This is a genomic window from Nocardia sp. NPDC005745, assembly GCF_040630775.1.
Lineage (GTDB): Bacteria > Actinomycetota > Actinomycetes > Mycobacteriales > Mycobacteriaceae > Nocardia.
In genome coordinates this window covers 92704-116390 of the sequence record NZ_JBEXYF010000007.1, presented here as the reverse complement: position 1 = coordinate 116390, position 23687 = coordinate 92704, and the positions used below count along the sequence as shown (strand labels likewise).

The following is a 23687-nucleotide window of genomic DNA, read 5'->3' as shown; positions in this document are numbered from 1 at the left end:
GCCCGCGAATGGCGTAGCCGGGCGGCGGCGCTGTCACGATCAGGACGGAGCGATCGTCGTCTCCGCAACGGCAGCCGTCGCGTCGTGCGTGAAGCCGCCGGCCTCCTCGCGCGTGAGCGAGGTCGAGAACGGCCGCTGCCGCAGCTGTCGCACGCAGCGCCCGAGATCGGCGATCAGCATGTCGGCCATGTCGACGGTGAAGCCGTGGCGCAGCACAGCGCGCATCACCGTCTCGTCGTTCCGGTCCGCGGGTAGCGGATAGGCCGCGATCAGCCAGCCTCTGGAGCGCAGCCGGTCGGACAAGTCGTAGAGGTTGAAGCCGGGATCGCCGGTCAGGCGCCAGCACACCGCGGTGATGCCGCGCTGCGGATCGCCGTCGTGGATCAGCTCGAAGATCCCGAGGCCGCGCACTCCCGCGGCCAAGTGCTGCGCCACCCGGTAGATCGCGGACTGCACCCTGGCGTAGCCGGACCGTCCCAAGCGGATGAACTGGTAGTACTGCGTGATCGCCTGCCCGCCCGGCCGGGAGAAGTTCAGGTTGAAGGTGGCCATGCTGCCGCCGAGGTAGTCGACGTCGAAGATCAGCTCCTCCGGCAGGTCACCGGCTTCGCGCCAGATCGCCCAACCCGCGCCGAGCGGGGCCAGGCCGGTCTTGTGGCCGGAGGCGTTGATCGACTTCACCCTGGGCAGCCGGAAATCCCAGACCAGATCCGGTGCGGCGAAGGGGGCGAGGAAACCGCCACTGGCCGCGTCGACGTGGATCGGGATGTCCCAGCCCTTCTCGCGCTCGAGCGCGTCGAGCGCCGCGCTCGTCCCGGCGACGTCTTCGAACAGGCCGGTGTAGGTCTGCCCGAAGGTCGGGACGACCATCATGGTGTTCGCGTCGCAGTACTCGGCGAGGTCGTCGGGATGCATGGTGAGCCGATCGCCGCGCAGCGGGATCTGGCGGATCTCGACGTCGAAGTACCGCGCGAACTTCTCCCAGCACACCTGGACGGGGCCGCAGACGAAGTTCGGTGTCCCGGTGCCGCCACCCTTGCGCCAGCGGAACTTCGCCGCGAGCCCGCCCAGCATGGCCGCCTCGCTGGAGCCGATGGTCGAGGTGCCGTGCGTACCGGCAGGGTCGGGTGCGTGCCACAGATCGGCGACCATCCGCACAGCCCGGCGCTCCAACTCGGCCGTCTGCGGGTATTCGTCCTTGTCGACGATGTTCTTGTCCAGGCATTCGGACATCAGCCTGCGCGCCTGGTCCTCCACCCAGGTGGTGCAGAACGTGGCCAAGTTCATCCTCGAGACGCCGTCGAGCATCAGTTCGTCGTGCACGATCTCGTAAGCGACCTGCGGGAACATCTCGTGCGGGGGAAATCCGGCTCGCGGCGCGGACCGGCTGAGCCCCGGCAGGGCGAACAGGTCATCGGCTGCTTCGGACATGCGGGCCTCCCGGTCGGCAGGGTGCGGGTGTGCCTCATCTCTCGCGGAGGATGCCCTGCGATAGCTGACATCTTCCCTCGCTCACCTTGACACACCGCGGCCGTCCCGCGGAGGTACTTCGCCTTCTCTCCGGAGACGTCTCGTGCGCGGACACCCGCCCAGCTGTGCGAACTTCACCCGAAAGGCCGGGGATAGGGTTGGGGGATGACAGACGATGTGCGTGTCGCGGCGCTGCGCAGCGCGGTGACGGAGTTGATGAAACAGGCGAAAACTGATCTGGCTCAGCTCGTTTCGTTCAAGTCGGTAGCCGATCCCCGGCAGTTCCCTCCCGAGGAGTGCGATGCGGCGGCGCAGTGGGTGGCCGACGCGTTCGCCGCGGCGGGGCTCACCACGGTCGGCCTGCACGAAACGCCGGACGGCACCAAGGCGGTCGTCGCCTCACGGCCCGCTCCCGATGGTGCGCCGACGGTGTTGCTCTACTGTCACTACGACGTCCAGCCCCCGATGGACGAGGCCGCGTGGCGCACCCCGCCGTGGGAGCTGACCGAGCGCGACGGGCGCTGGTACGGGCGCGGCAGCGCCGACTGCAAGGGCAACATCGTCATGCACCTGACGGCTCTGCGCGCGCTCGGGGCGGATCTGCCGGTGGGGGTCATCGTGGTGGCGGAAGGCTCCGAGGAACAGAGCACCGGGGGACTGGAGCGGTTCGTCGAGGCCGAGCCGGAACTGCTGCGCGCGGACGCGATCGTCGTCGGCGACTGCGGTAACTTCGCCGCGGGCGTGCCGACCCTGACGCAGACGCTGCGCGGTGGAGTGAACGTGGTGGTCACGGTCGAAACCCTCGCCAGCCCCTTGCATTCCGGCATGTTCGGCGGCCCGGCTCCCGACGCGCTCGCCGCGCTGATCCGCCTGCTCGCCTCGCTGCGCGACGAGCGGGGCAACACCACCATCGACGGGTTGCCGAACGATCAGGTCTGGCCGGGCGTCCAATATCCGAGCGAGCAGTTCCACGCCGACGCGCGCGTCCTGCGCGATGTGGAACTCATCGGCGACGGCACCGTCGCCGACCTGCTCTGGGCGCGGCCGGCGCTGACCGTGCTCGGCATCGACGCGCCTCCGGTGGTCGGCTCCGCCGCCGCCATCCCCGCGATCGCGCGCGCCCGCCTGAACCTGCGCATTCCGCCGGGCACCGACCCGGATCAGGCGCACCGGGCGCTCGTCGCGCACCTCGAGGCCCACACGCCGTGGCGCGCCAGGCTGACCGTCGAGCTGGAAGGCGCCGGAGCGCCGTTCCGGTCCCCGACCGGCGGGCCGGCGCGCGCCGCGATGGAAGCTGCGCTCGCCGCGTCCTACGGTCGTCCGGCGACCACCCAGGGGCAGGGCGGCTCGATCCCGCTGTGCAATGTCTTCGCCACCACCTACCCGGACGCGGAGATCATGCTGCTGGGGGTCGAGGAACCGAAAGCCCTGATCCACGCGCCCAACGAGAGCGTGGATCCGAAGGAGATCGAGCATATGGCCCTGGCCGAGGCGATCTTCCTGGCGACCTACGCCGGATAGCGCTACAGGTCGGTGTCGTTCTCCGGGGCGAGCACCCGGAATTCGGTTCCGGCGGGAGCCATTTCGGACAGCCTGCCGAAGTAGATGCCCTGCGCCTCCTCGCGGATGATGCCGTAGTGGATGGGCAGCGCGACGCGCGGAGCGACCGCGCGCAGGTAGTCGACGGCTTCGCTGACCCGCATCCAGGGCGCCGCGGCAGGCGCGGCCAGCACGCCGACCGGGACCGGCGGCACCCACAGCGAGTCGCCGGGGTGCACGAGCTGCGCCGGGTCGTCGGCGGTGCCCAGTTGGAAGACGGTGTTGTCGATCACGGGGATCTCCGGATGGATCACGGCGTGCCTGCCCCCGCCGCCGGTGATCCGGAGATCGCCGAGGGTGAGCACGTTGCCCGCGTGCACCGCCTCCCACCGCTCGCCGCGCTGCTGGGCGGTCTGCGGATCCGACAGCAACCGCGCGCCGGGGTTCGCCTCGACCAGCGCCTCGATCCGGTTCGGGTCGATGTGGTCGGGATGCTGGTGGGTGACCGCGATCGCGTCCAGGCCGGTGAGGCCCTCGAAGCCGTGCGAGAACGTGCCCGGGTCGAACAGGATCTTCTTGCCGTGCAGCTCGACGAGGAGACAGGAGTGACCGAAGTGGGCTATGCGCATGCCGCCATGCTAGCCACGCCGGGTGTGTTCTCCACGACATCGCGGGTGTCTCGGCGCACCCCGCGGATGCCGCGCTCGACCAGCACAACTACGCTGCTGAGGTAACCCCCCAACCACATGAGGAGCAACGCGTGGCACGAGTCGTGGTCGAGGTGATGCCGAAGGCCGAGATCCTGGATCCGCAGGGGCAGGCGATCGTCGGCGCACTCCCGCGCCTGGGATTCGAGGGCATCTCGGACGTGCGCCAGGGCAAGCGATTCGAACTCGACGTCGATGACAGCATCGACGACGCGGCGCTCGAGCAGATCGCCGAATCGCTGTTGTGCAACACCGTGATCGAGGAGTGGAAGGTGGTTCGCCTCTCATGAGCGCGCGCATCGGGGTCATCACCTTTCCCGGCACGCTCGACGATGTGGACGCGGCACGGGCGGTGCGCCTGGCCGGCGCCGAGGCGGTCAGCCTGTGGCATGCCGACGCCGACCTCAAGAGCGTCGACGCGGTGATCGTGCCCGGCGGCTTCTCCTACGGCGACTACCTGCGCGCGGGCGCCATCGCCCGGTTCGCGCCCGTCATGGGTGAGGTCGTGCGTGCCGCGGGCGCCGGACTGCCGGTGCTGGGCATCTGCAACGGCTTCCAGGTGCTGTGCGAGGCCGGGTTGCTGCCCGGCGCGCTGACCCGCAACGAAGGGCTGCACTTCATCTGCCGCGACGAGTGGCTGACCGTGGAGTCGGTGTCGACGGCGTGGACCTCCCGCTTCGAGCCGGGCGCTCAGATCCTCGTCCCGCTCAAGTCCGGTGAGGGGCGCTACCAGGCCTCGGAAGCCGTGCTGGACCAGCTCGAGGGTGAGGGCCGCGTGGTCTTCCGCTACGCGAGCGGCAACCCGAACGGCTCACAGCGCGGTATCGCGGGCATCGCCTCGGCGAACGGTCGCGTCGTCGGTTTGATGCCGCACCCCGAACACGCCACCGAGCCGCTGACCGGCCCCAGTGACGACGGTCTCGGCCTGTTCCTCTCGGTACTGGACTCGCTGGTAGGGGTGTAGTCCTCCAGCGTTGGTATTCGTCTTCCGCTGCTGCGGTCGATGATCTCGAAGCCGACTCGATCCGCGCGGACGATGTATTCGCGCTGGATCGCCTGGTCGCCTCGCAAACCCTGGACGCCGCAAAAGGTTTCGAGAAGCAGGCCTTGGTCGAGGGCGTCGAGTATCTCGGGCACTTCCAGCGATCCGGCCGTCCGCTCTAGCGCGCCCGGTGTGGGACGGCTTTGTAGGTGACGTTGTCGAAGCTGGTGAGCGCGGGGGCGGTCATCCGGTCCCGGCTGTCGGGTGTTCGGTCGTCCAGGAAGAAGCTGGACGACGTGTGGTCCGCTTCCGGGCCTACCGCCAGCAGCACGTTGCCATCGGCGGCTGCGCTCACCCACAGTTGGCTCACCGCGCGGCCGGTGGCCGCGTACCCGCCGTGGGCATCGTCTGCCCGGCCGGGTGCTCGCTGAACGCAGCACACTGACTGGGTAACTCGTCGGTCAGGCCGTCGTGGCTGGTGGCGTATGAGTAGGGCAGCCGCCCGCGCAGGCCCCGCCACCGCCCGCCGAACCGCGGAGACCCCCGCCACGGCCTGCCGGACCGCGGAGGTGCGCCGCCCGGTGACGGCGCGCGGCATGCCGGTGGACAGCGGAGACCTCGGACGGCGTCCGTCCTCACGATATTCGTAGTACGAATTTCGCGCCCCAGAATTCCCGCACTCCGGTCGATTTCATCGGCCGCGACGGATATCGCGGCGTCGCAGGGCTGCGCGTTTGATACCGCTCGGTCCCCGTCGCGGAACTATGTCGAGGACCTCGATCGTCTCGCTGGGCTCTCGAACGACGTCGACATTCGGTACTCTTCTTCTCGTTCGAGCGAAATTCACGGCAGGCGGGAAATAATGACGTCCATTGTAAGCGGAAATTCGACGCTACATGGCGCGCTGCGTGCCGCGGAGCGCGGTTGGGTGCGGCATCTGGACGCGGCGTTGTGCGCCAGGCAGCTCTCGCCGGATCAGTGGTCGATGCTGTCGAATCTGTGCGGCGACGCGGGGATCACCATGACCGAACTGGCGGCCAGATCGCAGCTGGCGCCGTCCTCGGCCACCAGGCACGCCGACTATCTGGCCGAGCGCGGCCTGATCTTCCGGCTCGCCGCGCAGGACGATCGCCGCCGCATCCTCATCGGCCTCAGCAGGCTCGGCGCCGACCTGGTCGCCGAGGTGCGCGCGGAGGAGGCGCGTGCCGAACAAGAGTTGCGCGGGCGCATCGGCGCGCGCCGATATACCGAACTCATGCGATTGCTCGACCTGGTTTCCATCGCCTCGGAGTAATACTCCGAAGTACCGACATTCATCCGATGAATGCCGCGAACGCCCGATTCGTGATCGGATGCCGGACCATTCTCACCCTTATGTTCCGGGGCGAATCGACTCGTGCCGAGTAGTGATTCAGCGGGCCGATTTCTCGCGATTACCGCATCGGCCACGTCGTATTCGACCGGGTATTCGCCACACTCGCCGATCGACCGGGACACACCGGTCACGGCCCGCTTGCCTAGGATCGCAGGCATGCCCGTCTCCACCACCGCAGCCACGGCCGCTGGGCTGTGCGCGTTCATCGATGCTTCTCCGTCGCCGTTCCACGTCTGCCGCACGGTCGCCGCGGAATTGGACGCGCGGGGATTCACCAGGCTCGCCGAGTCGCAGACCTGGCCGTCGGACGGCACGGGCAGGCACTACGTGGTGCGCGGTGGGTCGCTGGTGGCCTGGGCCGCAGGGGACACGGCGGGCGCGACCCCGTTCCGTGTGGTCGGGGCGCACACCGACAGCCCGAACCTGCGCGTCAAGCAGCATCCCGACCTGACATCGGCGGGCTGGCAGCTCGTGGGGCTGGAACCGTACGGCGGCGCGTGGCTGAACTCGTGGCTGGATCGCGAACTCGGCGTCTCCGGGCGGTTGAGCGTGCGCGACGGAAACACGGTGGGCGAGCGCCTGGTTCGCATCGATGAGCCGATCCTGCGGGTGCCGCAGCTGGCCATCCACCTGTCCGAGGACCGCAGGGGCGTCACGCTGGACCCGCAGCGGCACGTCAACGCGGTGTGGGGCGCGGGGTACGAGGCGGCGTCGTTCATCGATTTCGTGGCCGATCGGGTGGCGGTCGATCCCGAGGACGTGCTCGGCTGGGAGCTGATGACCCACGACCTGACGCCGAGCAGGCTGATCGGGCGGGATCAGGACTTGGTCAGCGCGCCCCGCCTGGACAACCAGGGCACCTGCTTCGCGGGCCTCCAAGCGTTCCTCGCCGCGATCGACACGCCGGGGGCGGCGATCCCGGTGCTGGCCATGTTCGACCACGAGGAGGTCGGCAGCCAGTCCGACCGCGGCGCGCAGTCGGATCTGCTGCCCACGGTGCTGGAACGCATCGTGCTCGCGCGCGGCGGCGGGCGCGCCGATTACCTTGCCGCGCTGGCCGGTTCGGTGTGCGCGTCCGGCGACATGGCGCACGCGACGCACCCGAACTATCCGGAGCGCCACGAGCCCGCGCACCGCATCGAGGTCAACGGCGGCCCGGTGCTGAAGGTCAACCAGAATTTGCGCTACGCCACCGACGCCACCGGCGCGGGAGCGTTCGCGCTGGCCTGCGCGCAGGCCGCGGTCCCGTTGCAGCGCTACGTGCATCGCGCCGACCTGCCCTGCGGTTCCACGATCGGGCCGATGACCGCGGCGCGCACCGGCATGCCGACCGTCGACGTGGGCGCGCCGCAGCTGGCGATGCATTCCGCGCGCGAGCTGATGGGCGTGTTCGACGTCCCGGCCTACGCCGCGGCGCTGGCCGCCTTCCTCACGCCGGAGGCCATCGGGCGGTAGGTGAACACCGCGACGAGGAACACCGCGAACGTGGCCAGCACGTAACTGCTTCCGATGATCTGCTGCCACCACGCCCACTCCAGCTCGCGGTCGCGCGAGTGCGGCAGCAACCAATGCGGGCCGATCAGGAACAGCACGGCGCCCGCCGCGACAACGCCGATCACCCGGGGGCTGCGCGTGCCGCGCACCAGGAGGTCGGCGGTGAGCACCAGCGCGGGCGCGATCCACACCCAGTGATGCGACCAGGACACCGGCGAGACCAGCAGCACGGCCGCGGCGTTCACCAGCAGCGCCGCCGCGGTCGCGCCCGCTTCGAGCAGCCTGCGCATCCACACCGCGGCCAGCGCCACCGCCAGCACCGACAGCGTGATCCACAGCAGAGTGGCCGCCGTGTCATCGATGCCCAACCGGAAGGCCATGCCCTTGATGGACTGGTTGCCCGCGAAGTAGGGCGGTCCGATCCGGCCGGTGTCGGCGAGGGTATGGAACCAGTAGTCCACAGAATCATCGGGGAACAGCAGGAATCCGAGACCGACCGCCGCGATCGCGGACACCACCAGTGTGCCGGCGGCCTTCCAGTCCTTGCGCAGCAGGAAGTACAGCAGGTATCCGGCCGGTATCAGTTTCACCGACACCGCGATGCCGATCAGCATGCCGCGCGGCCAGAACGGCTTGCGCGCCAGGCAGTCCAGGGTGATCGCGGCCATCAGCACCAGGTTGATCTGGCCGAAGCCGAAGGTCTGACGGACCGGTTCGAAGAACTGCGCCACCGCGACCGCGCCGACGACCAGGGCGAGCACGGCCGGACGGGATAGGTCGGGACGCAACCGAGCCAGCACCAGCCACAGCGAGATGGCCAGGGCGGCTACGGAGGTGACGACCACCACCACCTCGGCGATCACCAGCGGCATCAGCGCCAGCGGCGCGAAGAACAACGCGGCCAAGGGCGGATAGGTGAACGGCAGCCCGATCCCTTCGACCGGTGGCATCGGGCCGTACAGATCGCCGCCGTCCAACCAGACCCGGGCGCCGTTGCGATAGACCTGCAGGTCGATGTAACCGTGCCACCAGTGCGCCAGCAGCGAGACGAGCACCGACACCGCGAACAACGCGGCAGCAGCAATCAGCCAGCGCACTTGCGGTGTCCCGGGGTTCGGCGACGCGTCACCGGGTGCGGCTCCCGATTCCCCGCTCCGGGCCGACACGGCGTCCGAGGCGATCGATCGCTCACCCGGATTCGCGACCCCCGATCCTTCGTTCACCGGCTCAGACTAGCCGGTGCGGATGGCCCGTACCCACTGCCTCTAGACTTACACCCAGGCATCTCGCCGCCCCCCCAGTGACAATGCTCGTCGCTTCACAATGCCCGGCCGAAAGGACCCTGGTACTCCGTGACTCCGCAGGTCGACACCGTCAGCGCAGCCGCAGCAAACCCCGACGTGCCGCAACCCTACAAAGAACTCGGGCTCAAAGACGACGAGTACGCCCGGATCAAGGAGATCCTCGGCCGCAGGCCGACGGACGCCGAACTGGCGATGTACTCGGTGATGTGGAGCGAACACTGCTCCTACAAGTCCTCGAAGGTGCATCTGCGCTACTTCGGCCAGACCACCACCGACGCGATGCGCGAGTCCATGCTCGCGGGCATCGGTGAGAACGCGGGCGTCGTCGACGTCGGCGACGGCTGGGCGGTCACCTTCAAGGTGGAAAGTCACAACCACCCCTCCTACGTCGAGCCGTACCAGGGTGCGGCCACCGGCGTCGGCGGCATCGTGCGCGACATCATGGCGATGGGCGCGCGCCCGATCGCGGTGATGGACCAACTGCGCTTCGGCGCCGCGGACGCGGCCGACACCCGACGCGTGGTGGACGGCGTGGTGCGCGGTGTCGGCGGGTACGGCAACTCGCTCGGCCTGCCGAACGTCGGCGGCGAGACCGTGTTCGACGCCTCCTACCAGGGCAACCCGCTGGTGAACGCGCTGTGCGCCGGGGTGATGCGGGTCGAGGACCTGCACCTGGCCTTCGCCTCCGGCGCGGGCAACAAGATCGTGCTGTTCGGCGCGCGCACCGGCCTCGACGGCATCGGCGGCGTCTCGGTGCTGGCCTCGGACACCTTCTCCGGTGACGAGTCCGGCTCCGGCCGCAAGAAGCTGCCCTCGGTGCAGGTCGGCGACCCGTTCACCGAGAAGGTGCTCATCGAGTGCTGTCTCGAGCTGTACGCGGCGAAGCTGGTGGTCGGCATCCAGGACCTCGGCGGCGCCGGGTTGTCCTGCGCCACTTCCGAGCTCGCGGCGGCCGGTGACGGCGGCATGCACATCGAGCTGGACAAGGTGCCGCTGCGCGCGACCGGCATGACGCCCGCCGAGGTGCTCTCCAGCGAGTCGCAGGAGCGCATGTGCGCGGTCGTCACCCCGGAGAACGTGGACGCGTTCATGGCCGTGTGCCGCAAGTGGGACGTGCTGGCCACGGTGATCGGCGAGGTCACCGACGGTGACCGGCTGGTGGTCACCTGGCACGGCGACACCGTGGTGGACGTGCCGCCGCGCACCGTCGCGCACGAGGGCCCGGTCTACGAGCGCCCGCTCGCGCGGCCCGACGAGCAGGACGCGCTGATCGCCGACACCCCGGACCGGCTCGCCAGGCCGCAGACCGCCGACGAACTGCGCGCCACGCTGCTGCGGATGATCTCCAGCCCGCAGCTGTGCAGCCGCAAATGGATCACCGAGCAATACGACCGCTACGTGCGCGGCAACACCGTGCTCGCCGACCAGGCCGACGCGGGCGTCATCCGGATCGACGAGCGGACCGGCCGCGGCATCGCGCTGGCCACCGACGCCTCCGGCCGCTACACCAAGCTGGACCCCTACGCCGGTGCGCAGCTGGCGCTGGCCGAGGCCTACCGCAACGTGGCCACCACCGGCGCGACTCCGAAGGCCGTCACCAACTGCCTGAACTTCGGTTCACCGGAGGACCCCGGCGTGATGTGGCAGTTCCAGCAGGCCGTGCGCGGCTTGGCGGACGGCTGCGTGTCGCTCGGCATCCCGGTCACCGGCGGCAACGTCAGCTTCTACAACCAGACCGGCCAGACCGCGATCCTGCCGACCCCGGTGGTCGGCGTGCTCGGCGTGATCGATGACGTGCACCGTCGCATCCCGACCGGCCTCGGGCTGGAGCCGGGCGAGACGCTGATCCTGCTCGGCGAGACCCGCGACGAGTTCGGCGGGTCGATCTGGTCCCAGGTGGAGCACGATCATCTGGGCGGCGTGCCGCCGAAGGTCGACTTCGCTCGCGAACAGCTGCTCGCGGAGGTGCTGACCGCCGGTTCGCGCGACGGCATGATCAGCGCCGCGCACGACCTCTCCGAGGGCGGTCTCGCCCAGGCCGTCGTCGAAGCCGTGCTCGCCGGTGAAACCGGTTGCCGCATCCTGCTTCCCGAGGGCGAGGACCCGTTCGTCACGCTGTTCTCCGAGTCGGCGGGGCGCGTGCTGGTCGCCGTGCCGCGCTCGGAGGAGACCAGGTTCACCCGGATGTGCACCGCGCGCGAACTGCCGTGGGTGCGTATCGGTGTGGTCGATCAGGGCTCGGATTCGCTCGAGGTGCAGGGCCAGTTCTCGATCCCCATGGACGAGTTGCGGACCGCGCACGAGGGCACGCTGCCGAAGCTGTTCGGCGCGGGCACCGTCTGACGGAACGCCCACCTGGGCGGGCCTGAACCCCTCGTTACCGGGCCCGCCCAGGTGCGCGTACTCAGGCGACGGAATTGAACGGATCGTGCTCGGAGAGCAGCTTCTCCATCCGCGCCTGATCGATGCGACCGTTTATGGTCGCCGCCTCGTGCTGGTCACGGACCACCTTCGCCAGCGTGAAGGTGCTCGTGACCAGGAAGAGCATGGACATCCCCAGGAATCCGCGCTGCCAGACATCCAGTGGCAGCGCGTAGATGCCGATGCCGATGCCGATGCCGACGAAGCTGATGCCGAAGGCGAGCGAGGCCTGCGCGACGTATGCGGCACTGGCTTTCGTCCGCGTGGTCGTTGTGCTCATGGATAAGAGTTTCCGGACGGCGCCGCCCGAGCACCCCTGTACAACTACTCGAGCGGAATGGGTAGTTGCCATTCGGAAAAGCCGTCCGTTCAGGGGTCCGCGGGCGGTGTGATCCGCGCCCGGTGCGCCCGCGTCGCGGTGGGCGACGCGCCGGGCCGTCGGTGCCGACCGCCATACTGATCGAATGCTGGAGACCGCCGGGACCATGCGAAAGCTGCGTACGCGCGCGGTCGCGATGACCCGGCACGCCGAGGACGTCATCGATCTCAACTACGTCGGCCTGGTCGTGGCCACCGTGTTCTTCGCGCTGTCGGTGACGCCGTCGCTGCTGCCGCGCGACTGGTTGTTCCAGGGCTTGATCAGCGGGATCAACGCCGCCATCGGCTACGGTGCCGGCTGTTTGCTGGAGTGGCTGTTCCGGTTGTGGGGGCGGCCACGGTTGAAGATCTCGCCGCCGCCGACGTGGGCGCGTTACGCGATCAAGTCCGCCGTGCTGCTCACCGCCGCGTTGAGCGCCGCGCTGATGCTGATCCAGTCGGCTCGGTGGCAGCGTGAGATCACGGCGTTGATGGGCATGGAAGGCACCACCACGCCCGCCTACCTGCGCACCGGTCTGCTCAGCCTGGCGGTCGGCGTCGCGGCCGTCTCGGCCTATCGGACGCTGCGGGAGATCATCCTGTTCCTGGCCCGCCTGCTCAATCGGTGGGTGCGGATCCCACGCGAACTCGCGCCCGCCGCCGGGTTCCTGGTGCTGGTGGTACTGGCGGTGACGATCTTCAACGGTGTGGCCACCCAGGCGTTCTTCGCGGTGGCCAACTCGGCCTTCAGCGTGCAGAACGACCACACCTCGGTGAACGCGGTGCAACCGCAGCAGCCGGAACGCTCCGGCAGCCCGACCTCGATGGCGAAGTGGGAGACCCTCGGCTTCGAAGGGCGCTGGTTCGTCTCGCACGGCCCCACGGCCAGCCGCATCACCTCGGTCACCGGCCGTCCGGCCAAGGAACCCATCCGGGCCTACGTCGGCTTGGAGTCGGGCGAACGCGACGAGGAACCGGCCGAGCTGGCGGTGGCGGAGCTGGAGCGAACCGGAGCGTTCGACCGGAAGGCGCTCGTGGTGGTCACCACCACCGGAACCGGGTGGGTGAACTCGCTGGCCGCCGGGGCGATCGAGTACATGTACGACGGTGACACCGCGATGGTCGCCACGCAGTACTCGTACCTGCCCAGCGTGCTGTCGTTCCTGGCCGACCGCAACAAGGCCGCCGCGGCGGGCAGGGACGTGTTCGACGCGGTGTACCAGCACTGGTCCGCGCGGCCGCCGCAGGTTCGCCCCAAGCTGCTGGTGTACGGGGAGAGCCTGGGTTCGCAAGGTTCCGAGGCGGCATTCGACGGTCTGGCCGATCTGCGGGCCAAGGTCGACGGCGCACTCTGGGTCGGCCCGCCCAATTCCAACCGGCTGTGGCAGCAGTTCGTCGCCCGCCGCGATCCGGGGTCCCGGGAGGTCCAGCCGCTGTACGCGGACGGGTTGGTGGTCCGGTTCGCCAGCGACAGCGCCGATCTGGCGCGGCCCTCGACGGAGTGGCGGCCGCCGCGCATCGCGTATCTCCAGCACGCGTCCGACCCGATCGTCTGGTGGTCGCCGGACCTGATCTTCTCGCGCCCGGATTGGCTGTCCGAGCCGCGCGGCTCGGACGTCTCCTCCCAGATGCGCTGGTGGCCGTTCGTCACCTTCTGGCAGGTGGCCGCCGACCTCACCAACGCCCAGGGCGTCACCGACGGGCACGGACACCGCTACGGCAGCCTGGTGCTGGACGGCTGGGCGGCCATCGCCGCGCCGCCGGACTGGACCGCGGAGCGTTCCGAACGGATCAGGGCCGAAGTCGAGGCCGCCGAGGATTACGAGCGGACGACCAAGTGAGACGGAGGCTGCCCGCGAGAATCATTGCGGCCGTAGCATTTCCGTTGATCTGGAGCAACGTGGTCCTGCCCCGCCTCGGTCTCGGCATACGCGGGCGAACCGCGGCCAACGCCGGTTTCGCCACCGTGTACGCGCTCGCGTCGCGCGCCGAGCCGGGCCCGGGCTCGTGGCGTGGCGTGCGCAGCGGGCTGCTCGCCGTCTCGGGCGTCGTGGCCGGTTACGTCGCGGCCCTTGCCGCTCCATCGCTGCGATGGCGACTGGCCGAACTCGCCGAACGTGAGCAGGACGTGTCGACGGCGGAGTGGGCGGTCGTGCACATTCCCCTCGGGACCGTCTACAGCGAGGAACTGGTTTTCCGCGGCACGCTGGATCCCCTGCTGGACCACGTCTTCGGCCCGCGCACGGGTGCGTTGCTCGGCGCGGCGACTTTCGGGCTCTGGCACATCGCTCCCGCGCGGGCCGTGGGCGACAGCGTTCCCGCCACCGTGGCCGTCACCGCGGCGGGCGGCCTCGTGTTCGGCCTGCTGCGCCGCCGCACCGCGGGCACCGTCGCCCCGGCGCTGTTGCATCTCGCCATGAACGCGGGCGGGGCGATCGCGCCGCGCTTGGCCCGCCGCATCGAGGCTTCCTCGCGCGGATCCCGGCCTGCGTAGTGCGGCTTGGGGACAACTGTGGATGAATTCGGGAAGTAGGGTCGCGAAGGTGGCAGGACGAGGGACGGTCGACCCGGCGCAAACGAGGGCAGCGGTGGCGGTGGTGAGCGAGTGGTTGCGTGACGAGTCGGTCGGCGCGCCCGCGCGCGCCGAACTCGCGGCGGCGGTGCGGACCACGGCGCGCTCGCTGGCGGCCTCCGCTCCGGGACATTCGGTGGAGGTGCGGGTGCCGCCGTTCGTCGCGGTGCAGTGCGTCGAGGGGCCGCGGCACACCAGGGGCACCCCGCCGAACGTCGTCGAGACGGACCCGCGCACCTGGCTGCTGTTGGCCACCGGCCTGCTCGAGTTCGACGACGCCGTCGCCGCCGGCGCGGTCACCGCCTCCGGCACCCGCGCGGCCGAGATCGCTCATTGGCTCCCGATCGTCCGGGCCACCGCCTGAGGTCCGCCCGCATGCGGCGCTGATGGAACGTCAGGGGGTGCCTGTCAACCGCCGCCGCGAAGCGTGTTTCGCTGCCGTGCCGTGACCGCCGACGAGGTCGGCTCGGCGGTGCCATCCGCCGGGATCTCCTCGGCGCATGACGGACCTCCGCGCCGGTGACCGATAATCCCGCGCGTACGTGTCACGCCTGGACGATGTTGCGGCGCTCCAGCCCCTTACGGTCGTAGAAGCGGGTGACCACCGCGCCCAGCACCAGCCCGATCGCCAGCCCCAGGACGGCCATCCACACTCCCCGCGTGAGTCCCGCCTCGAAATTCGCGTCGAAGTACAGGATCGACCGCACCCCGAGGAACACCTGGTGCATGGGCTCGAAGGAAGCGAGCGAGCCGAAGTATCGCGGCGTCGCCTCGATCGGCACGGTGCCGCCGGAGGACGGCAGACCGAGGATGACGAACAGGATCAGGTTCACCAGCAGGCCCGCCGATCCGATCGCCGCCAGCGTGGACAGCCCGGTGACGCCCACGGCGGTGAGGGCCAGCACGCTGTAGAGATACAGGGCGAGCGGATTGCCGATCGGCATGTCCAGCAGCTTGCCGACGATCAGGAACACCGCGGAGACGATGCTCGCCGCCAGCACGAACACGCCCCACTTGATCAGCAGCGTCCTGAACCGCGAGATCGGCGTGGACGGGTAGTGCACGTACCAGGGGCCGTACTCGGTGGGCACGAAGCCGAGCTGCGCGTCGATCATGGTGTGGATCACCATCGCGCCGACCACACCGGCCAGCAGCAGCAACAGGGCGTAGAAGAACGCGGTCAGCCCCTGCCCGCTACCGTGCGGCAGCGGGTGGTACTGCTGCGTGACCACCTCGATCGGTGACGCCAGCGCGACCTTGGTCGCCCCGGTCAACTCGGGCGCGGGCGGACCGCCGGGCGGCGGGGCGAGCTGCGCGGTGACCTGATCGAGCAGCTGCTTGCCGACCTGCTTGTTCACCTCGGTGAGCGCCTCGTCGCCGACCCGGAGCACGATCTGGGTGCCGAACGCGCCGGTGCGCGGATTCGTCTGCAACGTGATGGTCGGCCGCTGGATGTCGCCCGGTATGACACTGCCCACACCCAGATTCCCGAGCCGCTTGCTGAAATCGCTCGGGATGATGATCGCGCCGTAGACCTGTCCGGACTGCATCTGCCGCTCGGATTCGTTGATGCTGATCACCCGCAGGTCGACCTTGTCGGACGGCACCCCATCGGACAGCGCCTGGGTGATCTGGTCGCCGAAATTCACCTTCCGCGCGGTGCTCCCGTTGCCGATGGTGTCGCCGACGTCCTGGTTGACCAGGGCGATCGGGAAATCGTGCAGGTTCTTCTCCGGATCGACGACGTAGTCGAGGTACATGATGCCCAGCAGTGCGGTGAGCAGGCTCAGCACCGCGAGGGGGAAGAGCACCATCCGAGGCCATGGCCTGCGCGCGGGGGCCGCACCCGACTCCGTCGTGCTCGCGTCGTCCGTAGTCGTCACGGTGCGCACCGTAACAGCTGCCCGCGTCGTACCGGCCGCGCTTCGGGCAGTCCGGATTGCTGCTCGGATGCGGCGGCGGTGTCGGTGCGCCACCGAGCACCCGTAGAATGAAATCTGCCCCCAGCCCGCCCGAACAGGGAGCAAACGGTGACCAACGCCGAACTGCCGGTCCAGAGCATTTCCGCCCCCTCCAGTCCCGCCCCGGACGTCAACGAGAACGAGCCGCGCGAGGAGTGCGGAGTCTTCGGAGTCTGGGCGCCGAGCGAAGAAGTGGCGAAGCTCACGTATTACGGGCTTTATGCGCTGCAACACCGCGGACAGGAGGCGGCGGGCATCGCGGTGTCGGACGGCTCGCAGATCCTGGTCTTCAAGGATCTGGGTCTGGTCAGCCAGGTGTTCGACGAGCAGACGCTGGCGGCCATGCCGGGTCACATCGCCGTCGGGCACTGCCGCTACTCCACCACGGGCGGGGTGACCTGGGAGAACGCGCAGCCCATCTTCCGCACCACCGCCGTCGGTTCCGGACTTGCCCTGGGGCACAACGGAAATCTGGTCAACACCGCCGAATTGGCCGGTCGCGCACGCGAACTCGGCTTGCTCGGCGCTTCCGTCCGGGGCGGTCGTCCGCAGCCCGCCGCGGCGACGTCCGACTCCGACGTGGTCACCGCGCTGCTCGCGCACGCTTCCGCCGACTCGAGCATCGAGCAGGCCGCGATGGAACTGCTGCCCACCTTGAAGGGCGCGTTCTGCTTGACCTTCATGGACGAGCACACCCTTTACGCCGCGCGCGACCCGCACGGCGTCCGCCCGCTGTGCCTGGGCAGGCTGGAGCGTGGCTGGGTCGTTGCCAGCGAGACGGCCGCGCTGGACATCGTCGGCGCCGCGTTCGTTCGCGAGATCGAACCCGGCGAATTGCTGGCGATCGACGCCGAAGGCGTGCGCTCGATGCGCTTCGCCAACCCCGAACCCAAGGGCTGCGTCTTCGAGTACGTGTACCTGGCCCGGCCGGACAGCACCATCGCGGGCCGGTCGGTGCACGCCACCCGGGTGGAGATCGGCCGGCGCCTCGCGAAGGAACACCCGGTAGAGGCCGATCTGGTGATCCCGGTCCCCGAATCCGGCACGCCGGCCGCCGTCGGCTACGCGCAGGGATCGGGAGTGCCCTACGGTCAGGGTCTGATGAAGAACGCCTACGTCGGGCGCACGTTCATCCAGCCCAGCCAGACCATCCGGCAGCTGGGCATCCGGCTCAAGCTCAATCCGCTGCGCGAGGTGATCCGGGGCAAGCGCCTGATCGTCGTCGACGACTCGATCGTGCGCGGCAACACCCAGCGCGCGCTGATCCGGATGCTGCGCGAGGCGGGCGCGGTGGAGATCCACGTGCGCATCGCTTCGCCGCCGGTGAAATGGCCGTGCTTCTACGGCATCGACTTCGCCTCGCGGGCGGAATTGATCGCCAACGGCGCGGGGACCGAAGGCGACGTCGCCGACATGGTCGAGGGCGTCCGCCGGTCGATCGGCGCCGACACCCTCGGCTACATCTCGCTCGACGGCATGGTCGCCGCGACCGAACAGCCGCGCTCGCGGCTGTGCTGCGCGTGCTTCGACGGCACCTATCCGATTCCGCTGCCGACCGAGGCGGCCATCGGGAAGAACGTGCTCGAGGGCATGCTCACCGGGCAGTCCGAGGCCGCGCTGCTGAGCGATAACGCGAATGCGAGCGCGCTGAGCCGTCCGTGAGCGGCCGCTGATCGCCTGTGCCGGTGGGTCGCCCGCTCCGGGCGTCCGCCGGAAATACTTCGCCGCGGCGCGTGATGATTTCGCCGCGAGCGTTCGCCGATACCGTCATGTCCTGTCGCGCAGCGCCGCGTGGCGTGCTCGAGACATGACGCCCCGCTCTACGCCGCCATCCTGGACATACGACCGGTTCTACCGGCGGCCGTAGACGCTGCGCATAACACCTGCTGACGGGCTCGCGGATTTTCTTCGAAAACGTAACGTGCCGAAAATGCTTCGTAGGTACGGTGCCGATCAGACCGGAAATTCACCCGCGTCCGCACCGGGCCCGCGATCCACGCCGAGCGCGGTGCGGCGCTCGAGAAGTGGGGCCGTGATGAGGAATTCGTGGTTGGGGCGACGGATCGGGACGCGAACCATCGCGGCCGTCGGCTTGCTGGGGTTGGCGGCGTCGATGCTGGCGGGCTGCGGTTCCGGGCGAACCGGCGAGGACGACGACGGCGGCGGCCTGGTGGCAGGCACCACCGACAAGATCTTCTCGCTCGATCCGGCGGCCGCCTACGACAACGGCTCGCTCGTCGCCGAGACCCAGATCTACCAGTACCTGCTGAACTTCGCGCCCGGCGACGCGACGCCTCGGCCCGATGCCGCGCAGAAGTGCGAGTTCACCGCGCCCACGGTGTACACCTGCACGCTGAAGGACGGCCTGAGATTCGCCAACGGCAACCCGCTGACCGCCACCAGCGTGAAGTTCTCCTTCGACCGGATGCTGCGGATCAACGATCCGAACGGGCCCGCGGCACTGCTCGGCAACCTGGAGAAGACCGACGTGGTGGACGCGCGCACCGTCGCGTTCACGCTGAAGGTGGCCAACGATCAGACCTTCCCCGCGATCCTGCCCACCCAAGCAGGACCGATCGTCGACGAGAAGGTGTACGCGCCGGACCGGGTGCTGCCGGACGAGGATGTGGTGCGGGGCAAGGGTTACTCCGGCCCGTACACCATCGCCGGTTACGACAAGAACAAACTGGTCGAGTACCGGGCGTTCGCCGACTACAACGGCATCCTCGGCACACCGAGAACCAAGACGGTGTCGACGAAGTACTACGCCACCACCGACAACATGAAACTCGACCTCCAGAACGGTTCGCTCGACGTCGGATATCGGTCGCTGACGCCCACCGACATCGAGTCGCTGCGCAACGACAGCAAGGTCACCGTGCACGAGGGCCCGGGCGGTGAATTGCGCTACCTGGTGTTCAACCTGAACACCATGCCGGGCGGTACGCCCGCGCAGAAACTGGCCGTGCGCAAGGCCGTCGCGTCCACCGTCGACCGAACCGCGCTGGCCGATGGCGTCTACAAGAAGACGTACCTGCCCGCGTATTCGTCCGTGCCGCAGGGCGTGCCGGGCGCGGCGGAGCCGTTCGAGGACATCTACGGCGCCCGGCCGAACAAGGATCAGGCGGCGAGATTCCTGGCCGACGCCGGGGTGCCGACACCGGTCGAGCTGAATCTCCAATACAACCCGGACCATTACGGCTCCAGCAGCTCCGAGGAGTACGCGGCGATCAAGTCGCAGTTGGAGGCCACCGGTTTGTTCTCGGTCAACCTGCAATCCACCGAATGGGTCACCTACCAGCGTGAACGGGCCCGCGACGGCTACCCGCTCTACCAGTTCGGCTGGTTCCCGGACTTCCCGGACCCGGACAACTACCTCTCTCCGTTCTTCGGCCCGAACAACTTCCTGCAATCGCACTTCGAGGATCCGGGCATCTCCGCGCAGCTGATCGCGCAGGCCACCCAGCCCGACAAGGACAAGCGGCTCGCGCAGATCCAGCAGGTGCAGCGCGACCTCGCGCAGAACTTCCTGCCGATCGTCCCGCTGCTGTCCGGCAAGCAGATCGCGGTCTCGGCCGCAGGCGTGCAAGGCGTGGAGCAGACGCTCGACGCGTCGTTCAAGTTCCGCTATACGGTGCTGAGCAAGTGAGTTCCGGCGAGACGGCCGGGCCCGAGGCGACGATATCGGCGGACAGCGCGCCGACAACGGTCCGGGCCCGGCCCTGGGGCCTGCGTCGAACAGGCAGGGGCGGCGACGATTCCCGGCACCGCATGTTGTCGCGCTACCTCGGCGTCCGCCTGCTGCTGATCCCGGTCACCGCGTGGATCCTGGTCACGGTCGTGTTCTTCCTGATGCGTGTGGTCGGCGACCCGATCAGCGCGGCGATGGGCGGACGCATGACCCAGGAGCAGATCGAGGCGCGCAAGGAGGCGGCCGGGCTGAACCGGCCGATCCTGGCCCAGTACCGGGACTATCTGTCCGGGCTCCTGCACGGGGATCTCGGCCGCTCGCAGGACAACCGGGAGATCAGCGAGGTGGTGCTCACCTACGGCGCGGCCTCGCTGGAGCTGGTGTGCTGGGCGCTGATCGTCGCGTTCGCGATCGGCGTCCCGCTGGGCAGATACGCCGCCACCCACCGGGATTCGGCTGCCGACACCACGCTGCGTCTGCTTGCGATCCTCTTCTACGCCGCGCCGGTGTTCTTCGTCGGCCTGCTGCTCAAGCTGGTGTTCGCGGTGCGGCTGGGCTGGCTGCCGGTGGCGGGACGGGCGAGCACCAACGTGGAACTGCGGTTGCAGCACGTCTCGCCGAAGACCAACATCATGGTGATCGACGCGATCCTCTACGGCGACTCCGGCTACCTGCTCGACGTGCTGAGACACGCCGTGCTGCCCGCCGTCGCGCTGGGCCTGCTCACCGCGGGCATCTTCCTGCGGCTGGTGCGGATCAACCTGATCCAGACCCTGCGCGCCGACTACGTGGACGCCGCACGGGCGCGCGGTCTGTCCCGCCGCGTGGTGACCGGCAGGCATGCCTTCCGCAACGCGATGATCCCGATCGTCACGGTGATGGGCATGCAGATCGCCATGATGCTCGGCGCGTCGGTGCTCACCGAGACCACGTTCGAGTGGAAGGGTCTCGGCTACCAGTTCGCGCAGTACCTGTCGGCGCGCGATTTCATCGCGGTGCAGGGCATCGTCGCGTTCATCGCGCTCATCGTGGCGGTGCTGAGCTTCGTGGTGGACGTCCTGGTCGCGCTGATCGATCCGAGGGTGAGGTTCTGATGACCGCTCCGGAACTACTGAACGAACCTCCGGTCATGCCGTCCGCGCCGCGAAGGGGCGTACCCGGCCTGCGGTTGTTCGCGATGACCGCGGGGTTGCAGCGCGCGACGCTGATCCTCGGGCTCGCGTTGGTCGGCGTCTTCGTGGTGGCCGCCGTTCTCGCTCCGCTGATCGCGCCGTACGGGTTCGCCCAGAGCGCCGCCGACGGTGTCGAGTTCGCCCGCCAGCAGGCGCCGTCGGCCGAACACTGGTTCGGCACCTCGGTGCGTGGCGAGGACGTGTTCTCCCGGGTGATCTATGGCGCGCGCACCGCACTGTGGGTGATCGCGATCTCGCTGGTGCTCTCGCTACTGATCGGGGTGCCGCTGGGGCTGCTGTCCGGCTATGCCGGGCGGTGGCCGGACCGGTTGCTGGTGCTATTCATGGACGCGATGTACGCGTTTCCGACGCTGCTGCTGGCGATCGTGGTGTCCATCGTGGTCGCGGGCGGCCGCTCGACCAGCCTGGGCGGTGTGCTGTCCGCGGCGGTGGCCATCACCGCGGTCTTCGTGCCGCAGTACTTCCGCGTGGTGCGCAACGCGACCGTGGCCGTGAAACAGGAGCCGTACGTCGACGCGGCCCGGGTGACCGGTGCGTCGACCACGCGAATCCTGTTCCGGCACATCCTCGCGAACGTCACCCAATCGCTGCCGGTGATCGTCACGCTCAACGGATCGGAGGCCATCCTCACCCTGGCCGGGCTCGGCTTCCTCGGTTTCGGCATCGAACCGACCCAGGCCGCGGAGTGGGGCTTCGACCTGAACAAAGCGCTGTCGGACGTCTCCAACGGCATCTGGTGGACCGGTGTCTTCCCCGGCGTCGCCATCGTGCTCGTCGTGCTCGGCATGACCTTGGTGGGCGAGAGCCTCAACGAAGTGCTCAACCCCATCCTGCGCACTCGTCGCGCGGCGGCGGTGGCGAGCGCACCCGGCGTCGCGCCGGGCGGAGGAAAGGACGTGACCGATGCCTGAGTCTTCCGCGGCCGACCGGGGCCGCCCCGCCCTGTCCGTCGAATCGCTGTCGGTCACCTTCGCCACCGACGCGGGGCCCGTGCACGCGGTCACCGACGTCTCCTACCAGGTCTATCCGGGCGAAGTGCTGGCCGTCGTCGGGGAATCCGGTTCGGGCAAGTCGGTGAGCTCGCGCACCGCGATGGGGTTGCTGCCCGCGACCGCCACCGTGGCCGGCCTGGTCACCCTGGGCACCGAGCAGGTCACCGCGATGAGCGAGAAGCAACTCACCGCATTGCGCGGCGGTGCGATCTCGATGGTGTTTCAGGAACCCGGACTGGCGCTGGACCCGTTGTTCACCGTCGGTTTCCAGATCGGCGAGGCGCTGCGGGCGCACACCGAGATGACCAAGAAGGCCGCGAAGGCACGCGCGGTGGAGCTGCTGCGCCTGGTGGGGCTGCCCGACCCCGAGCACCGGGTGGACTACTACCCGCACCAGCTCTCCGGCGGACAGAAACAACGGGTGATGATCGCCATCGCCATCGCCTGCGAGCCGAAGGTGATCATCGCCGACGAGCCGACGACGGCGCTGGACGTCACGGTGCAGGCCGAGATCCTCGCCCTGCTGCGGGACCTGCGCGACCGGATCGGCAGCGCGATCGTGCTGATCACCCACAACATGGGCGTGGTCGCCGACATCGCCGACCGCGTTGTGGTGATGCGCGACGGCGCGGTGGTCGAGCAGGCGCCGGTGGACGAGCTGTTCGCCCGGCCCACGGCCGAGTACACCCGCGCCCTGCTGGCCGCGGTGCCACACCTGGGCGCCGGACAGATCGAACACGGGCCATCCGACCGCACCGGAACCGCGACCGATCCGGTGCTCGACGTCCGCGACCTGGTGGTCGAATTCCCCGGCTCGTTCGGCAGGCCGCGGTTCCGGGCCGTGGACGGGGTGAGCCTGCGCATCGCGCCCGGCGAGACGCTGGGCTTGGTCGGTGAATCCGGATCGGGCAAGTCGACCATCGGCCGCTGCGTGGCGGCGCTGCAACGGCCGACCTCCGGGACGGTGCGGGTACGCGGGCAGGACATCGCGGGGCTGTCGCAGCGCAAGCTGCGGCCGATCCGGCGGCGCTTCGGATTCGTCTTCCAGGACCCGGCCAGTTCGCTGAACCCCCGGCTCACCGTGGGGGAGTGCGTGGCGGAGCCGTTGCTGGTGCACAAGGCCGGAAGCTCCGCGCAGATCCGAGCCAGGGTGCGCAGACTGCTCGACGATGTGCGTTTGCCCGCGGGTGTCGAAGGTCGCTACCCGCACGAGTTGTCGGGCGGGCAGCGTCAGCGCGCGAGCCTGGCCCGCGCTCTGGTACTCGACCCGGACCTGCTGGTGGCCGACGAGCCGACCAGCGCGCTGGACGTCTCGGTGCAGGCGGCGGTGCTGGAGCTGTTCGGCAGGCTACAGCGCGAATGCGGCTGGGCGTGCCTGTTCATCAGCCATGACCTGGCGGTGGTGGATCAGCTCGCCGACCGGATCGTGGTATTGCGCGACGGTGCGGTGGTCGAGGAGGGTGATCGCGATCGCATCCTGCGCGCGCCGCGGGAGGAGTACACCCGGCGCTTGGTCGCCGCGGTGCCGGTGCCCGACCCGGTGCGGCAACGCCGCCGCCGGGAGCAGGCCGGGCGGCTCGACGGGAACGAGACGGACTGATCGTCCGCTTTACGGTTGGTTCTGCCCTA

20 protein-coding genes are annotated in these 23687 nt (G+C 69.2%); 14 read left to right on the top strand and 6 right to left on the bottom strand.

Annotation, left to right across the window (positions count from 1 at the left end; all coding sequences use genetic code 11):
* Window positions 1–39: 39 nt before the first annotated feature.
* Window positions 40–1431, bottom strand: a complete 1392-nt coding sequence (locus tag ABZ420_RS09970; RefSeq protein ID WP_357119651.1) for a glutamate decarboxylase — start codon at window positions 1429–1431, stop codon at window positions 40–42.
* Between the two features lie 204 nt (window positions 1432–1635).
* On the opposite strand from ABZ420_RS09970, the gene ABZ420_RS09965 reads away from it, so the two are divergent.
* The gene (locus tag ABZ420_RS09965; RefSeq protein WP_357119648.1) at window positions 1636–2991 is read left to right on the top strand and encodes a dipeptidase; all 1356 of its coding nucleotides are present in this window, start codon (window positions 1636–1638) and stop codon (window positions 2989–2991) included.
* Window positions 2992–2993: 2 nt separating this feature from the next.
* Here the strand turns inward: ABZ420_RS09965 and ABZ420_RS09960 are convergent, their stop codons facing one another.
* Window positions 2994–3638, bottom strand: a complete 645-nt coding sequence (locus tag ABZ420_RS09960; protein WP_062968640.1) for an MBL fold metallo-hydrolase — start codon at window positions 3636–3638, stop codon at window positions 2994–2996.
* 131 nt (window positions 3639–3769) lie between these two features.
* Here ABZ420_RS09960 and purS point away from each other — a divergent pair, with 131 nt between their 5' ends.
* Both purS and purQ read left to right on the top strand, forming a co-directional pair.
* Window positions 3770–4006: a phosphoribosylformylglycinamidine synthase subunit PurS gene (gene purS, locus ABZ420_RS09955; RefSeq protein WP_040864762.1), complete on the top strand. Its 237-nt coding sequence runs from the start codon at window positions 3770–3772 to the stop codon at window positions 4004–4006.
* The gene (gene purQ, locus ABZ420_RS09950) at window positions 4003–4680 is read left to right on the top strand and encodes a phosphoribosylformylglycinamidine synthase subunit PurQ (RefSeq protein WP_040864722.1); all 678 of its coding nucleotides are present in this window, start codon (window positions 4003–4005) and stop codon (window positions 4678–4680) included. The genes purS and purQ overlap by 4 nt, the downstream gene beginning before the upstream one ends.
* Before the next feature lie 196 nt (window positions 4681–4876).
* On the opposite strand, the gene ABZ420_RS09945 is transcribed toward purQ, so the two are convergent.
* Window positions 4877–5053, bottom strand: a complete 177-nt coding sequence (locus tag ABZ420_RS09945) for a hypothetical protein (protein WP_357119644.1) — start codon at window positions 5051–5053, stop codon at window positions 4877–4879.
* A gap of 507 nt (window positions 5054–5560) precedes the next feature.
* Between ABZ420_RS09945 and ABZ420_RS09940 the strand changes: the two genes are divergently transcribed.
* Window positions 5561–5992: a MarR family transcriptional regulator gene (locus ABZ420_RS09940; RefSeq protein WP_063049273.1), complete on the top strand. Its 432-nt coding sequence runs from the start codon at window positions 5561–5563 to the stop codon at window positions 5990–5992.
* Between the two features lie 237 nt (window positions 5993–6229).
* The gene (locus ABZ420_RS09935; RefSeq protein ID WP_357119639.1) at window positions 6230–7528 is read left to right on the top strand and encodes a M18 family aminopeptidase; all 1299 of its coding nucleotides are present in this window, start codon (window positions 6230–6232) and stop codon (window positions 7526–7528) included.
* Here the strand turns inward: ABZ420_RS09935 and ABZ420_RS09930 are convergent.
* Window positions 7477–8790, bottom strand: coding sequence for a glycosyltransferase 87 family protein (locus ABZ420_RS09930; RefSeq protein ID WP_357119636.1), 1314 nt, complete (start codon window positions 8788–8790; stop codon window positions 7477–7479). The genes ABZ420_RS09935 and ABZ420_RS09930 overlap by 52 nt on opposite strands.
* A 129-nt stretch (window positions 8791–8919) precedes the next feature.
* Here ABZ420_RS09930 and purL point away from each other — a divergent pair, with 129 nt between their 5' ends.
* Entirely contained in the window at window positions 8920–11214 is a 2295-nt protein-coding gene (purL, locus tag ABZ420_RS09925; RefSeq protein WP_357119633.1) for a phosphoribosylformylglycinamidine synthase subunit PurL, read from the top strand.
* Window positions 11215–11275: 61 nt separating this feature from the next.
* Here the strand turns inward: purL and ABZ420_RS09920 are convergent, their stop codons facing one another.
* The gene (locus ABZ420_RS09920) at window positions 11276–11572 is read right to left on the bottom strand and encodes a YiaA/YiaB family inner membrane protein (RefSeq protein ID WP_357119631.1); all 297 of its coding nucleotides are present in this window, start codon (window positions 11570–11572) and stop codon (window positions 11276–11278) included.
* Window positions 11573–11756: 184 nt separating this feature from the next.
* Here ABZ420_RS09920 and ABZ420_RS09915 point away from each other — a divergent pair, with 184 nt between their 5' ends.
* The 3 genes from ABZ420_RS09915 to ABZ420_RS09905 are packed head-to-tail and all read left to right on the top strand — an operon-like array spanning window position 11757 to window position 14585.
* Window positions 11757–13490, top strand: coding sequence for an alpha/beta hydrolase (locus ABZ420_RS09915; RefSeq protein WP_357119628.1), 1734 nt, complete (start codon window positions 11757–11759; stop codon window positions 13488–13490).
* Between the two features lie 44 nt (window positions 13491–13534).
* Entirely contained in the window at window positions 13535–14143 is a 609-nt protein-coding gene (locus ABZ420_RS09910) for a CPBP family intramembrane glutamic endopeptidase (protein ID WP_357119625.1), read from the top strand.
* A gap of 49 nt (window positions 14144–14192) precedes the next feature.
* Complete coding sequence (locus tag ABZ420_RS09905) at window positions 14193–14585, top strand: sterol carrier family protein (protein ID WP_357119622.1); 393 nt, start codon at window positions 14193–14195, stop codon at window positions 14583–14585.
* A 181-nt stretch (window positions 14586–14766) separates the two neighbouring features.
* Here the strand turns inward: ABZ420_RS09905 and ABZ420_RS09900 are convergent, their stop codons facing one another.
* Complete coding sequence (locus tag ABZ420_RS09900) at window positions 14767–16035, bottom strand: ABC transporter permease (RefSeq protein ID WP_357119982.1); 1269 nt, start codon at window positions 16033–16035, stop codon at window positions 14767–14769.
* A gap of 216 nt (window positions 16036–16251) precedes the next feature.
* Between ABZ420_RS09900 and purF the strand changes: the two genes are divergently transcribed.
* The 5 genes from purF to ABZ420_RS09875 all read left to right on the top strand — a co-directional run bounded on the left by purF (window position 16252) and on the right by ABZ420_RS09875 (window position 23658).
* Window positions 16252–17844, top strand: a complete 1593-nt coding sequence (purF, locus tag ABZ420_RS09895; RefSeq protein WP_357119620.1) for an amidophosphoribosyltransferase — start codon at window positions 16252–16254, stop codon at window positions 17842–17844.
* A gap of 451 nt (window positions 17845–18295) precedes the next feature.
* The gene (locus ABZ420_RS09890; RefSeq protein ID WP_357119979.1) at window positions 18296–19831 is read left to right on the top strand and encodes an ABC transporter substrate-binding protein; all 1536 of its coding nucleotides are present in this window, start codon (window positions 18296–18298) and stop codon (window positions 19829–19831) included.
* A gap of 122 nt (window positions 19832–19953) precedes the next feature.
* Window positions 19954–20967, top strand: coding sequence for an ABC transporter permease (locus tag ABZ420_RS09885; RefSeq protein ID WP_357119976.1), 1014 nt, complete (start codon window positions 19954–19956; stop codon window positions 20965–20967).
* Window positions 20968–21002: 35 nt separating this feature from the next.
* The gene (locus ABZ420_RS09880) at window positions 21003–21977 is read left to right on the top strand and encodes an ABC transporter permease (RefSeq protein ID WP_245659803.1); all 975 of its coding nucleotides are present in this window, start codon (window positions 21003–21005) and stop codon (window positions 21975–21977) included.
* Window positions 21970–23658 carry an ABC transporter ATP-binding protein gene (locus tag ABZ420_RS09875; protein WP_357119617.1) on the top strand — a complete coding sequence of 563 codons (1689 nt, stop codon included), beginning with the start codon at window positions 21970–21972 and terminating at the stop codon, window positions 23656–23658. The genes ABZ420_RS09880 and ABZ420_RS09875 overlap by 8 nt, the downstream gene beginning before the upstream one ends.
* Window positions 23659–23687 lie beyond the last annotated feature (29 nt).

Excerpts from the sequence above, each read along its gene's own strand:
- ABZ420_RS09970 (WP_357119651.1), bottom strand. The coding sequence starts at position 1,431 with ATGTCCGAAGCAGCCGATGACCTGTTCGCCCTGCCGGGGCTCAGCCGG.
- ABZ420_RS09965 (WP_357119648.1), top strand. The coding sequence starts at position 1,636 with ATGACAGACGATGTGCGTGTCGCGGCGCTGCGCAGCGCGGTGACGGAG.
- ABZ420_RS09960 (WP_062968640.1), bottom strand. The coding sequence starts at position 3,638 with ATGCGCATAGCCCACTTCGGTCACTCCTGTCTCCTCGTCGAGCTGCAC.
- purQ (WP_040864722.1), top strand. The coding sequence starts at position 4,003 with ATGAGCGCGCGCATCGGGGTCATCACCTTTCCCGGCACGCTCGACGAT.
- ABZ420_RS09940 (WP_063049273.1), top strand. The coding sequence starts at position 5,561 with ATGACGTCCATTGTAAGCGGAAATTCGACGCTACATGGCGCGCTGCGT.
- ABZ420_RS09935 (WP_357119639.1), top strand. The coding sequence starts at position 6,230 with ATGCCCGTCTCCACCACCGCAGCCACGGCCGCTGGGCTGTGCGCGTTC.
- ABZ420_RS09920 (WP_357119631.1), bottom strand. The coding sequence starts at position 11,572 with ATGAGCACAACGACCACGCGGACGAAAGCCAGTGCCGCATACGTCGCG.
- ABZ420_RS09915 (WP_357119628.1), top strand. The coding sequence starts at position 11,757 with ATGCTGGAGACCGCCGGGACCATGCGAAAGCTGCGTACGCGCGCGGTC.
- ABZ420_RS09900 (WP_357119982.1), bottom strand. The coding sequence starts at position 16,035 with ATGGTGCTCTTCCCCCTCGCGGTGCTGAGCCTGCTCACCGCACTGCTG.
- ABZ420_RS09890 (WP_357119979.1), top strand. The coding sequence starts at position 18,296 with ATGCTGGCGGGCTGCGGTTCCGGGCGAACCGGCGAGGACGACGACGGC.
- ABZ420_RS09885 (WP_357119976.1), top strand. The coding sequence starts at position 19,954 with ATGTTGTCGCGCTACCTCGGCGTCCGCCTGCTGCTGATCCCGGTCACC.
- ABZ420_RS09880 (WP_245659803.1), top strand. The coding sequence starts at position 21,003 with ATGCCGTCCGCGCCGCGAAGGGGCGTACCCGGCCTGCGGTTGTTCGCG.
- ABZ420_RS09875 (WP_357119617.1), top strand. The coding sequence starts at position 21,970 with ATGCCTGAGTCTTCCGCGGCCGACCGGGGCCGCCCCGCCCTGTCCGTC.